Origin of the sequence: Streptomyces sp. NPDC051320 (assembly GCF_040682175.1) — a bacterium.
In the GTDB taxonomy this organism is placed as follows: Bacteria; Actinomycetota; Actinomycetes; order Streptomycetales; family Streptomycetaceae; genus Streptomyces.
The window spans coordinates 1-12,084 of record NZ_JBFBAL010000003.1; the positions used below are offsets into that span (position 1 = coordinate 1).

Genomic DNA, 12,084 nt, shown 5'->3' on the forward strand with positions numbered 1-12,084 from the left:
CCCTCGGGGCTCGAGCCGCTGGCCGGCGCCTTCGCCCGGGTCGGCGCCATCGCGTACAACGCTGTTCTCGGCGCCGACATCCACCTCGGCGAGAATGTCGCCGTCTTCGGCCAGGGCGTCATCGGTCTGCTCACCACCCGCCTCGCCCAGCTCAGCGGCGCCCGGGTCACCGCGGTCGACGCACTGGACGGGCGGCTCACCACTGCCCGCGAATACGGCGCTCTGCACACCCTCAACGCCCGCACCGGTACGGTCGCCGAGCAGATCCGCCAAGCCACCGGAGGTGTCGGTGCCGACGTCGCGATCGAGATCAGCGGCGTCTACCCGGCGCTCCAGGAGGCCATGCGGTCCGTCACCGTCGGCGGCCGGGTGGTCGCATCCGGCTTCTACCAGGGCGACGGCATCGGCCTGCGTCTCGGTGACGAGTTCCACCACAACCGGGTGCAGCTTGTCTGCTCGCAGATCGGCGGTGTTCCGCCGCAGCTCGCGGGACGGTGGACGGTCGAGCGCCTCCAGCAGACCTTCCTGTCGCTGGTGGCCGAGGGCCGGATCGACGTGAAGTCGCTGGTCAGCCACATAGTGCCGGTGGCGGACGCAGCAGACGCGTACGCCCTGCTCGACGAACGGCCCGCAGACGCCCTGCAGATCGTCCTGGAGTTCTGAGATCTCCCGTCGGCGCCCGCATCCGGCCGCCGCACCGCCGCCAGACACCGAACGCCGGCACTCCGGCTCTGAAAGGCCCCCATGTTGAAGACCGCCTGCCAGGAGCAGCTCCTCCCCGGCACCACTCTCCAGGAGAAGTGGGAGTTCGCACAGGGAGTCGGCTACGACGCTATCGAGCTGCGTTCCAAGGGCGACTTCCAGTTCCGTGACCGTCTCCCCGAGTTGACGCGGGCCCACGCCGATGGCGTCGTCATGCCGACCGTCTGCGTCGACATGCTGCACTTCTTCGCCGCCTTCGACGACTCCCTGCGCCGCGACGCACTGGAGCAGCTGAAGTCACAGCTCAGCGTGGCGGCCGAGATCGGCGCCCTGGGCGTGCAGACTCCCGCCTCGTACGGCATGTTCTCGCGCAGGCTGCCGCCCTTCGAGCCCCCGCGTACCGAGGAGCAGGATCGTGAGGTGCTGATCACGGGCCTCACCGAGCTCGGCGAACACGCCCGCCGGGAGGGCGTGAGCCTTTACCTGGAGCCGCTCAATCGGTACGAGGACCACATGGTCAACCGCCTCGAACAGGCCGCCGAGCTGATCAGAACAGTGGGCATCGACTCAGTCCGTATCGGCATCGACAGCTACCACATGAACATCGAGGAGGGCGACCCGTCGGCAGCCATCCTGGCCGCAGCGCCCTACATCGGCCACGCCCAGGTCAGTGATTCCAACCGATTCCAGCCGGGCGCCGGGCACCTGGACTGGCCCGCCTGGCTCGGTGCGCTGCACAGCATCAACTACGACGGGTACCTCGCCGTCGAATGCCGGCTGACCGGCGACCCCACGGAGGCCGTCCGCTCGATCCCCGCGTTCCTACGGAGGTCCGGCGCGTGACGTCGCTGCTCGAAACGCCCGCGCCCGCCGCAGCCGATGGCCTGACCCTTCGGCGCGGTGCGGCGCGGGTCCTGCTCGCCAACTGGACGGGAACATCGACAGTCCCTTCCCGTGGCCTGTATCCGCACCAGTGGAGCTGGGACTCGGCCTTCATCGCGATCGGCCTGCGCCATCTGTCGGTGCGGCGCGCCCAGCGCGAACTGGAGAGTCTGTTCGGCGCCCAGTGGGCCGACGGACGCATCCCGCACATCGTCTTCAACCCGGCTGTCCCACTGGACGCCTACTTCCCCAGCCCCGACTTCTGGCGTTCGTCCAGCGCCGGCGCGACGACGGGTGCCCCGGCGGGCACCGAAACCTCAGGGATCGTGCAGCCCCCGGTTCACGCCCTTTCCGCGTGGCTCGTTCACCGTGCCGACCCGGAAGCCTCACGCCGGCGCGGCTTCCTGCCCCGGCTCTACGGGCGCCTCGCCGCCTGGCACGACTACCTCACGGGTCCCCGCGATCTCGGTGGCGGCGGGCTCGCCGCCGTGGTGCACCCGTGGGAACCCGGGATGGACAACAGTCCTTGCTGGGACAGCCCCCTGCAACGCGTGGAACCGTCCGCCCCCAGCTCCTACCGGCGCGCCGATCTCGATCACGGACAGCCCGCGGAGCGCCCCACCGATCTGGACTACGGCCGCTACGTACGCCTCGCCACCGACTACCGCGACCGGTTGTACGCGGACTCCGGAGAGGACCACACCTTCGCCGTCGAGGACCCCTGCTTCAACGCTCTGCTGATCGTCTCCGAACACGCTCTCGCCCGGATCGCCACCGCGACCGGAGCCGACCCCGCTCGTCACGAGCGCCGGGCCGCGCAGCTGACCGACGCACTCGTGGCGCGCCTGTGGTCCTCCGCCGAGGGAATGTTCCTCTGCCGGGACCTGGTGGGGGGCGAGCTCATCCCCGAGCGCAGCGTCGCCGGGCTTGTCCCCCTCATCGTGCCCGGGCTCCCTCGGGACCTGGTGGACGCACTCCTCTCAACGGCGGCGGGCCCCGGCTTCCGCCTCGGCGAGGTACCGATGGCACCCTCGTACGACTTCACCGGCCACGCCTTCGACGGGTCCCGTTACTGGCGCGGACCGGCCTGGTTCAATACCAACTGGCTGCTGGAGCGCGGTCTGCGCGAGTACGGGCAGACCCGGGAGGCGGACCGGCTGCGCGCATCGATGCTCACCGCCGCGGGCGCCTGCGACTTCGCGGAGTACGTGGATCCCTTCACCTCGCAGTCCCGGGGCACCCGCGACTTCGCATGGACGGCCGCCCTCACCCTCGATCTGCTGGCCGCCGCCCGGCCCTCGGAGAGGGCCGACCGTACAACCGGCCCCACGAACGGAGTACGTACGTGAGCACCACAGCGGACACCATCCTGGTCCGGGCGGGCACCTTCGCCATCCTGGGTGCCGACGGCGGTATCACCGGCAGCCTCGGTGCATCGCCCGACGGGATGTTCCGGCAGGACGCAAGGCATTTGAGCCTCTGGTCCCTGACCGTGGACGGCACGGCCCCTGCGGTGCTTGTCCCCTCAGCGGGAGAGTTCTCCGCCGCATGTGTGCTGACCCCGCCGGGCACCCGTGACGAGCCCCCCGCGTACACCGTCTTCCGTGAGCAGTCCCTGGCCGACGGAGCCTTGGCGGAGCGGCTCCGACTGGTCAGCAACCGGTCGGAGACCACCACGGTGGTGGTCGGGCTGACGGTGGCTGCCGATTTCGCCGACCAGTTCCAACTACGCTCCGACGAGCGTCACTACGACAAGGGCGGCGCACAGCGCAGCGCCCGTGTGGTGCCCGGCGGAGTCGCCTTCACCTACGAGCGCGGTGACTGGCTCTCCCGTACAACGGTGTCCGCGACACCTGCCCCCGATAACGTCGTGCCGGCAGGCGGGCAGGACACCGCACACCTGCTGGAGTGGCGGCTGGACCTGCCGCCACTCGGTGCGGTGGAACTGCTGCTGACGGTGACGGCGTACCCACACGGCGGGCCTGCCCCGGCAGCGGTCGCCACTCCCTCGGAGACCGCAGCGGTCTGTGCCGCCGACGTCGCGGCCTTCGTCGGTGACGCGCCGCTGCCCATACCCCGGGATGCACCCCCCGGTCTGGCCGCGGCCTGCTCACGCGGCCTGCGCGACCTGGCAGCGCTGCGCATCCCCGCCACGGGACCGGATGGCGAAGAGCTGAGAGTCCCGGGCGCCGGCGTCCCCTGGTTCCTCACTCTCTTCGGCCGCGACTCCCTGCTCACCTCGCTCTTCGCACTCCCGTATCGCCCGGAGCTGGCCGCGGCGACCCTCGCCGCGCTCGCGGCGACTCAGGGCAGCCAGTACGACCCGGACCGCGGCGAGCAACCTGGCCGCATCGTCCACGAGCTCCGCCACGGTGAGCTGGCCAGTTTCCGCCAGGTGCCCTACGGCCGCTACTACGGATCGGTGGACGCGACCCCCCTCTTCCTGGTGCTCCTGGGCAGCTACACGCAGGCCACGGGGGACAGCACGCTCGCCGCTCGCTTGGAGCCCCATGCCCGCGCAGCCATGGCGTGGATGTTCCGGGACGGCGGCCTGGACACCGGTGGCTACCTGGTCTACACACCTGATCCCAACGGACTGATCAACCAGAACTGGAAGGACTCCGCCGGAGCCGTCTGCTTTCTCGACGGCACGCAGGCCGAGGGGCCGATCGCGGTCGTCGAGGCCCAGGGATACGCTTACGACGCGCTGGTCCGCACCGCGCGGCTCGCCCGTTCGGTCTGGAACGACGCGGGCTACGCCGACCAACTCGAGGCCGCCGCCGCCGGTCTACGGGAGCGCTTCCTACGGGACTTCTGGATGCCGGAAACCGACTTCCCAGCCCTGGCGCTGGACGGCCAAGGGCGGCAGGTCGACTCGCTCGCCTCCGACGCGGGACACCTCCTGTGGTCGGGCATCCTCGACGAGCCCCACGCGCACCGCGTAGGGCGGCGGTTGCTGGAGCCAGACTTCTTCTCCGGCTGGGCCATCCGGACCCTGGCATCGGACCAGCCCGGCTACCACCCGCTCTCCTACCATCGCGGCAGTTCCTGGCCGCACGACAACGCAATCGTGTTGCTCGGGCTCGTACGCTGCGGTCTGACGGACGAAGCCCGCACGGTCGCGCTCGGTCTGCTGGACGCGGCCGCACACCACGGTCACCGGCTGCCCGAGGTGATGGCGGGTTACGGACGCACCGACCACCCACAGCCGGTGCCCTACCCGCACGCGTGTTCGCCACAGGCCTGGGCGGCGGCCACTCCCCTGGCCCTTCTCACGGCGCTGCGTCAGACGTCCTTGGCATGCTGAACCTCGCCGCGACCACTGACCTCCAGGAAGCAGCCTCTGTAGTCCCCTCCGACAAGCCGGACCCGGGCAACCGGCTGAGACAGCCGGTTGCCCGGGAACAGCCCGAGGGCCCGGTCGGCCTGCGTGGGGTGCGCGGGACCGGCCGGGCCGAGTGGAACGGGTCGGGGGTCAGGGAAGCCGGTAGTCCTCGTTGAGGGCAGCACCCGCCTCCGGGTGTGTCTGGTCGTAGCCGCGGGCGTCGCACTGGAGCCCGCCCACGATGCAGTGGTCGACCATGGCCTTGAGTGTGCGGTCCTCCCAGGCGTCGAAGAAGTCGTAGTGGAAGGAGTGACCGCTGCCGCTGGCGAGGTGCACCTGGCTCATGTCACCGTTGACCGGGAACGCCATCTTGAACTCGATCATCGGCACGGCGACCGGATGGTCGGCGGGGCAGACGTTGTCGTTGGTGCCGGGCTTGACGACCGGGTAGGCCATGTGGCTCTTGTGGTCCGGCGTGTCGAGGTACTTCCCGTCCCAGCAACTGGGGGCCTGGAAGCGGATGTTGAGTTGGACGTCGGCCCGGTTCGCGCAGTTCGCCGGGAAGTCGACGTTGAAGTAGCTGTCGCCGCACTCCCAGCCCTCGACGAAGCCGGGGTGGTGGCGGAACTCGTCGGCGCTCTGCATCGGGCTGCCCACGACGAACCGCAGTCCCTTGGGGAAGGGCCGCACACTGGTGTAGTCGGTGACGCCGGACTTGTAGTAGATGGTCTGCGGGCCGACCGGGAGGATCTTCTGGTCGCCCTTGAACAGCGAGGGCATCCAGTACGCCGAGGCGTCGGCGGGCGCCTTGCAGGTGGTGGCGCCGCCGTCGAGGGAGGCGGTCGTGCTTGCGGCGTTCGTCGAGGTGTTGCCCATGAAGGTGTGGTCGTGGGACTTGCCGGGCTGGCCCGGGTAGACGATCGGATCGTCCGGAGCGGTGTGCGTGACCGAGCAGTTGGCCTGGAACTCGTGGAAGTAGCGGTGCGGCGGGTCGGCCGAGGACGGCGTGACGCCGGTGACCTGCGGCACGGCCGGTATGTAGCCGTCGCCGTCCGGGTCGTCGGCGGATGCCTGGGGGGACACGGACATGGTGTGCCCGGCGGCGACAGCGGCAGGCGCACCGCCGTCCTTGTCGCCGGCGGCGGAGGCGGAGGCAGAGGCGATGGTGCCGATGCCCAGGACACTGGTGAACAGCGCGGTGCCGAGGAGGAGTGCGGGGAACCGTTTCGGACTCGATCTCATGGGGGTCTCCTGCCCGTGGAGTGGAAAGAGGGCCCGCGCACGCGTGGGTGCGGCACGCGGGAGGTGCGATCGGTGCGGTGGCGGCGCACCCACTGAGGGGCCGCCGCCGTCCGGGGCACAGCCGTCAGCTGTAGATCCCCAGATCGTGCAGCGAGTAGCCCCAGCTCGTGCCGCGCGCCGTCAACTGCAGGCGCACGTAACGAGCGGTGGCCGAGACGTCGATGGTGTCGACGTCACCGTCGCCGGCGGTCGTGGAGTACACCGAACGCCAGTTGCTGCCGTCGTCGGAGACCCGCACCTCGTAGGACTTGGCGTAGGCCGGGTCCCAGACGAGCTGCAGCTTGCGCAGGGCCTTCGACGCGCCGAGGTCGACCTGCAACCACTGCGGATCGCTCCAGTCACTGGCCCAGCGGGTGTCGGTGCGGCCGTCAACGGCCATCGCCGGGGTGCAGGGGCAGTCGCCGTAGGACTGCTGCGAGGAGGAGGCGGTCGCGGGCCGGTTCAGCGCCAGGTCGGTCCCGCTCACCGGCGGGGCGACGACCTTGACCGACTTCGTCTCGATGCCGGCGTTGCCGTGCCCGTCCTCGGCCTGGACGTAGACCTTCCACACACCGAGCTTCTGCGGCGCGGTGACGGCGAAGTTCCCGTTGCCCAGCGAGCGCCACTGCGCGTCGACGAGCCGCTTGTCGCCGTTGGCGTAGTTGCCGCTGAGGTAGATCTTGTAGGTGACGGGGTCGCTGTCGGGGTCGCGGACGGCGGCGTGCACGGTGAACTCGCCGCCGGCCGGCGCGGAGGAGGCCGGGGCGACGGTCATGTCGCTGATGACCGGCGGGGTGTTGTCACCGGACGTCGAACCGGTGTAGGCCTTCTTGACAGCGTAGTACGACAGCCGCTTCAGCCCGTCGGGCACCAGGTTGAACCAGACACCGCCGAAGTCGTGTTCGGTGCCGTAGTGGAAGAGGGTGGCGCCCAGTGCAACGCCCTGGTGGCCGGTGACGCAGTTCCAGGCCTTGGTGTACCCGTCCGCCTTCTGCACGTCGGTCGGCTCGTCGGGGATGCCGTTGGCGTCGTTGGGCACCTCCCACTCACCGGCCGGACCGGTCTCGGTGATGATGTACGGCTTGGTGTAGCCCCCGTCGATCCAGTCCTGGCGGACCTTGCACACATTGCTGTAGGAGTTCATCGCGTACAGGTCGAGGTCGGGTGCGTTGCGCTTGTAGTACGCCCAGGCCCCGGTCCACGCGTCGGTGGACGTGACCGGGTGGTCGGGGTCGATGCTGTGGATCTTCTTGGCGACGTCGTTGACGAAGCTGGTGTACGCGTTGCGCTCAGCCTCCAGCTGACTGCCGCTGTAGCAGTTCTGCAGACCGAGCACCGACTCGTTGCCGACGTTCCACATCAGCGTCGCCGGATGGCTCTTGTAGGCGTCCACCCACTTGGCGAACTCGGTGAGCATGTCGTTCTTGTACGTCGTGTCGGTCACGTAGTCGACGCAGCCGCCGGCACCCGGCCCGCCGCCCGGTTGCAGCCAGAAACCGTTGATCACGTGGATCCCGTTGGCCGCCGCCGCGTCCAGGAGCGCCTTGCTGGAGCCGTCGGTGCCCCAGGTGCGGATCGTGTTGGCGCCCATGGCCTTCACATCCGGCAGATACTTGGGAGCATCCGAGATCGCCGGGCCCCAGGTGACTCCCTTGACGGTGTACGGCTGACCGCCCACGGTCAGGCGCCAGTTGCCCTGGGTGCCCTCGACCTTGACTGCGCCCGAGGTGGGGGGCGGTGTGGTGCCGCCGGCGGAGCCGTAGACCTGGAACTCCCACAGCGAGTATCCGTACCCGCTGGACCGGGCGAGGCCCTCCATCCGGACGTAGCGGCCGGTCCCGGACACAGCGAGGTCGTCGGTGCCGCCGTCGCCGCCGGTCACCCTCTTCAGGGTGTGCCAGTCGGTGCCGTCGTCGGACGCCTGGATCTCGTAGTCCTTGCCGTAGGCCGGCTCCCAGGTCAGAACGACATGGCTGAGATCCGACTCCTGCCCCAGGTCGACCTGGAGCCACTGCTCGTCACTCCACTTGCTGGCCCAGCGGGTGCCGGTCAGGTCGCCGTCCACCGCGGCGGCGGCCGAGTAGCCGTCACCCTCCTGCGAGGAGGCGGTGGCGGTCCTGCCCTGGGACAGGAGGGTGTCGGCCGCGTGCGCGCTCGGCGCGAGCGCGACGGTGAGCAAGGACGCGAGGAGGGCGCCGAGCGCGAGAAGGGCGAAGGCGGCGCGGCGGGGAGCGAGCGTCACCGGTGAGGGTGGTCTGGGCACGGGTACTCCTGAAGGGTCGGTCCGAGGGAAAGGTCTGCTGCGGCAGCCATGCGCTTCGATGGCCTTGTGGGCTTTTTCGGGGTCGGGGTGAAGATGCGTCGGGCTCACGCCGGCGAAGGAGGCCGGTCATGTGCTCGAACTGAGTAGGGCGTCCCTCTCGGGGCCGGGGACGCGGAGCAGGGTCGTCCGGCCCGAAGACAGCTGGCCGGGCCCGAATTCCGGACGGCACCGCCCCGGGCGTGGATCAGGGGGAGGCCACGACCGTGAGGGGGACGGTCGAGGTAGCCGAGGTGGGCGATCCGGGGTCGTTGATGACGTGCTCGTACTGTCCGTCGCCGGCCAGGGAGACCACCAGGAGGCTGTGGAACGTCACTCCCGGTTTCACCGGCGCTTCGGATCCGTGGCCATGCCGGATGACCGGGACCGTGGTGCAGTTGCAGTAGCTGCCTCGGCCCCAGGCCTCGTGCGTGCTGGACGCCGGCACGGGTCTGCCCTGAGACAGCAGCACGGGAACGGCCTGCGCCGCGGTGGCCGGAAGAAGGACGAGCAGGACGCCGACGAGCGCGTTGACCAGCGCAGTGGCGATGGCCCTGCGCGCTGGGCCGGAGCGTCGTCTTCGTGGCGGTCTCGCCACGGTCATACCAACTGCGGACACAGAAGTCGCCTCCTCCCACAGGGAGTTGAGAGATGAAGCGCCTAGGGAGAGCGCTCTCCCGAACGATGCCCGGCAGTCATGTATCGGTCAAGGACCCGGGCGGGACTTTTCTTTCGGCTTGACTTAAGCCCTGTCTTCGGGGCAGGGCGACGTTTGGTGATATTCCGTCCGATGTCGGCCGGCGAAGAGGCATTCTCTCCCGGCCTTCCTCGACGCCACGACGACGCCGGGCCCAGCGGGGCCGCGGTGGAACAGGTTCGGGTGGCCTCGCCCCCTGGCACTGATGTGACGCGCGGTTGCCGGGCCCGGTCGTCCCGGGGAGGCGCGCCGCCCGGCCCTTCGTCGGAAGGGGGCCGAACCGAGTGCGCCAACTGCTCGTCCTGGCGCGCCAACCTGACCACGCGCCAACTGACCCTGAGGCGGGTGTCCAAGTCGGCGGCAGACCGGATCATCAAACGCCTCGGACCGATGCGGCGCCCAGCCGCCGCCAGAGGGCAGTAGGGGGGGCGGCAGCATCGCCATTGCCGGCAGGCCTTGGCTCAAGGCCCTCGTGGCGCGGTCAGTGCCTCGTCGACGAGGTCACGGACCGCCGCCGGCGACCCCGCAATCGCGGGCACCGTCTGCCGACCGCTCGCCAAGGCGCTCATCAACGCCTCCCGCCGCGACGCGGAGATCGTCGTCGACCAGAGCCGGCTGTGTCCCGCCGGCAGTGAGGTGCAGCGACTGCTCCCCGACAACTCCCGCGCCCGGGACTGAGGCGGCGGGCAGCCGCAGGTCTCGCTGGACGAAGGACTGCGACGTACCTCCGACTGGGTCGCCGACCACCTCCACCTCTTCGCCGCCGACCGCTACGGGGTCTGAGGAAACCGCCGTCCGCACCCCATCACCGCAGACGGCGGCCCCTCCCTTCGGTGGGCCCCCGCCCGGCGATCGGAAGAAGCACCTTCACGTCCACACACCCGCGCCACCGTCGTCCACCGGCCGCCCTGCTCCCGCGCCGACGTCGGCTGAAGGTCATCAACTCGCAGGCGTACGGCCCGGATGTGGTGGCGCTGGTCGCCGAGGTCACGCTGGCCGCGCAGGCCCCGGCTCCGGCGTGCCGTAGCTCTCACCGTGCGGACCGCTGACGGGTACGCCGGCCGGGGCCCACCGTCCGATCGCGGCCAGCAGACCGGCCGGATCCAGGTCGAAGACCTCCTCCTCCAGGCAGAGGCCCTTCGCATCTTCTCCCCGATCCATCGCCGGGCCGAGCCTGCGGTACATCGAGCGCGGGCGGCACAGCGCGGGCAGCGCGTCAGCGCCCGGTGCGAAGTCCACCACGACGTAGGAGTGCGTGCGGCCACCCGAGGCGACGACCACCCCCGATACCCCCGCCAGCGCCGCCCAGGGCACGGTACGGGTGGGCCAGGTGGGCAGGCGCACGCTCAGGCCGGCCTCGCGCGCCTCGATGCGCAGCGGGCGGACCAGGTAACCGACGAAGGTCACCGTGAAGACGGCGAGGAGCACGCCCGCGATCACCATCAGGGTGCCACCGATCGCTCCGTACGCCCCGTGCATGACCGGGGGTATGGCCACCGCCCAGGCGGCCAGCACGATCACCGCACCCACCGGTACCCACTGCAGCTTCCCTCGGAGCCGCAAGGTCATGTCCGTCCGTCCCGGTATTGCTCCGCTCTCTGAATTCGTCACACCGAGAGCTTGGAACGAACGACGCTTTTTCGCCAGAGGGTCGGCCGAAATCGGTTGCGCGGGTCAGCTGTGCAACAGCCGCAGGTCGATCGCGTCGGCCATCACCTCCATGCCGGCGTCGTTCGGGTGGATGTGGTCGCCCGAGTCGTAGGCCGGGTCGAGGGCCGCGGGGTTCGCGGGGTCGCGCATGGCCCGGTCGAAGTCGATGACGCCGTCGAAGGCACCGCTCGTACGCATCCACCGGTTGACGCTCCGGCGGATCGTCTCGGCGGCGGGCGTGTAGTAGCCGTTGCCCTCGTCGGGCATCAGGGTGGCGCCGATGACGTTGACGTGCGCGGCGTGTGCCTCGCCGATCAGGGTGCGGTAGCCCTCGATGAGAGCCTGGGCGGTCAGCGGCGCCCCGTCGGTTCCGGCGTTGTTGCCGATGTCGTTGATGCCCTCGAAGAGGATCACGTCCTTGACGCCCGGTTGGCCGAGTGCGTCGTGGCGGAAGCGTTTCAGGGCGCTGACGCCCTGCCAGAGGTTGGGGACGTCGGTGAGGACCCGATTGCCACCGATGCCGGCGTCGACGACACTCAGCTTCTGCGGCCCCGGTTCGGTGCCCAGCCGGCGTCCGAGAAAGTCGGGCCACCGGGTGTAGGTACCGGTGGAGGAGTGGTAGCCGTCGGTGATCGAGTCACCGAAGGCGACGACTGTGCCCTTCGCGGTGGGCGACACCACATCGAGGCCCGCCAGGTAGTACCACGAGGTCGTGCTGGTGTCGAAAGCAGCCGCGCTGTCGTCGCCCGTGTGATCACCGGCTGCCGTGTAGGTGGTGTCGAACGCGTCGGAGTGCCAGGTGGACGTGCCCGTCGCGCCGGGCAGGTAGAGACTGACGAGCAGGTTCTCCCCGGCGCTCACCGAGATCGGGACGGCGTCGCTGATCGCTTGGCCGCCGGCCGGGATGCTGAGGTGACCGGAGTGGCCGAAGGTGACGTTGAAGGTGGTGCCCCGCTTCGCCGCTGCCCCGCTCTGCTGGACGGCGATGTCCACCGCGCTGACGTCGAGCGGAGTGTCGCTGTACCGGTTGGACAGCGTGATGCGGGCATCCGAGCCGCTGACGCTGGAGTGGGCCACCATCCGGATGGTCCGGTTGTCGAAGGCCGGGCCGCCGGTCGTCATGCTGGGCGACCAGGCACTGACCCGGCCGCTCTGATGCTGAGGTGAAGGTGCGGCGACGGCCGAGGCGTTCACGCTCGGCGCGAGGACCGCCAGCAGCGCGCCGGCCAGTGCGGCAGCCATGGACAG

Annotated in this window: 8 protein-coding genes and 2 pseudogenes; 5 read left to right on the forward strand and 5 right to left on the reverse strand. The window is 70.1% G+C overall.

What is annotated here, in order from left to right:
- The 4 genes from AB0M87_RS07720 to AB0M87_RS07735 form a co-directional block, all read left to right on the forward strand.
- The coding region (locus tag AB0M87_RS07720; RefSeq protein WP_365850996.1) for a zinc-binding alcohol dehydrogenase at nucleotides 1-663 on the forward strand (663 nt) is incomplete at its 5' end.
- Nucleotides 664-744: 81 nt separating this feature from the next.
- A complete protein-coding gene (locus tag AB0M87_RS07725; protein ID WP_365850998.1) occupies nucleotides 745-1,545 on the forward strand; it encodes a sugar phosphate isomerase/epimerase family protein in 801 nt (266 codons plus the stop codon).
- Nucleotides 1,546-1,550: 5 nt separating this feature from the next.
- Nucleotides 1,551-2,933, forward strand: a complete 1,383-nt coding sequence (locus tag AB0M87_RS07730) for a trehalase family glycosidase (protein ID WP_365851458.1) — start codon at nucleotides 1,551-1,553, stop codon at nucleotides 2,931-2,933.
- A complete protein-coding gene (locus tag AB0M87_RS07735) occupies nucleotides 2,930-4,891 on the forward strand; it encodes a glycogen debranching N-terminal domain-containing protein (RefSeq protein ID WP_365850999.1) in 1,962 nt (653 codons plus the stop codon). The genes AB0M87_RS07730 and AB0M87_RS07735 overlap by 4 nt, the downstream gene beginning before the upstream one ends.
- A 168-nt stretch (nucleotides 4,892-5,059) precedes the next feature.
- Here AB0M87_RS07735 and AB0M87_RS07740 read toward each other — a convergent pair whose 3' ends face one another.
- The 3 genes and pseudogenes from AB0M87_RS07740 to AB0M87_RS07750 all read right to left on the reverse strand — a co-directional run.
- Nucleotides 5,060-6,151, reverse strand: coding sequence for a DUF1996 domain-containing protein (locus tag AB0M87_RS07740; RefSeq protein ID WP_365851000.1), 1,092 nt, complete (start codon nucleotides 6,149-6,151; stop codon nucleotides 5,060-5,062).
- Nucleotides 6,152-6,275: 124 nt separating this feature from the next.
- Nucleotides 6,276-8,453: a discoidin domain-containing protein gene (locus AB0M87_RS07745; protein WP_365851001.1), complete on the reverse strand. Its 2,178-nt coding sequence runs from the start codon at nucleotides 8,451-8,453 to the stop codon at nucleotides 6,276-6,278.
- A gap of 244 nt (nucleotides 8,454-8,697) precedes the next feature.
- A pseudogene (locus tag AB0M87_RS07750) lies at nucleotides 8,698-8,931 on the reverse strand (coagulation factor 5/8 type domain-containing protein); the annotation flags it as partial.
- A gap of 807 nt (nucleotides 8,932-9,738) precedes the next feature.
- On the opposite strand from AB0M87_RS07750, the pseudogene AB0M87_RS07755 reads away from it, so the two are divergent.
- Nucleotides 9,739-9,969: pseudogene (locus AB0M87_RS07755) on the forward strand (NAD-dependent dehydratase); the annotation flags it as partial.
- Nucleotides 9,970-10,173: 204 nt separating this feature from the next.
- Here AB0M87_RS07755 and AB0M87_RS07760 read toward each other — a convergent pair.
- Together AB0M87_RS07760 and AB0M87_RS07765 are read right to left on the reverse strand one after the other, a co-directional pair.
- Complete coding sequence (locus tag AB0M87_RS07760; RefSeq protein WP_365851002.1) at nucleotides 10,174-10,755, reverse strand: hypothetical protein; 582 nt, start codon at nucleotides 10,753-10,755, stop codon at nucleotides 10,174-10,176.
- 105 nt (nucleotides 10,756-10,860) lie between these two features.
- Nucleotides 10,861-12,078 carry an SGNH/GDSL hydrolase family protein gene (locus AB0M87_RS07765; RefSeq protein WP_365851003.1) on the reverse strand — a complete coding sequence of 406 codons (1,218 nt, stop codon included), beginning with the start codon at nucleotides 12,076-12,078 and terminating at the stop codon, nucleotides 10,861-10,863.
- Nucleotides 12,079-12,084 lie beyond the last annotated feature (6 nt).

What these genes read in the sequence shown, in the direction of transcription:
- AB0M87_RS07725 (WP_365850998.1), top strand. Translation starts at nt 745, where the DNA reads ATGTTGAAGACCGCCTGCCAGGAGCAGCTCCTCCCCGGCACCACTCTC.
- AB0M87_RS07740 (WP_365851000.1), bottom strand. Translation starts at nt 6,151, where the DNA reads ATGAGATCGAGTCCGAAACGGTTCCCCGCACTCCTCCTCGGCACCGCG.
- AB0M87_RS07760 (WP_365851002.1), bottom strand. Translation starts at nt 10,755, where the DNA reads ATGACCTTGCGGCTCCGAGGGAAGCTGCAGTGGGTACCGGTGGGTGCG.
- AB0M87_RS07765 (WP_365851003.1), bottom strand. Translation starts at nt 12,078, where the DNA reads ATGGCTGCCGCACTGGCCGGCGCGCTGCTGGCGGTCCTCGCGCCGAGC.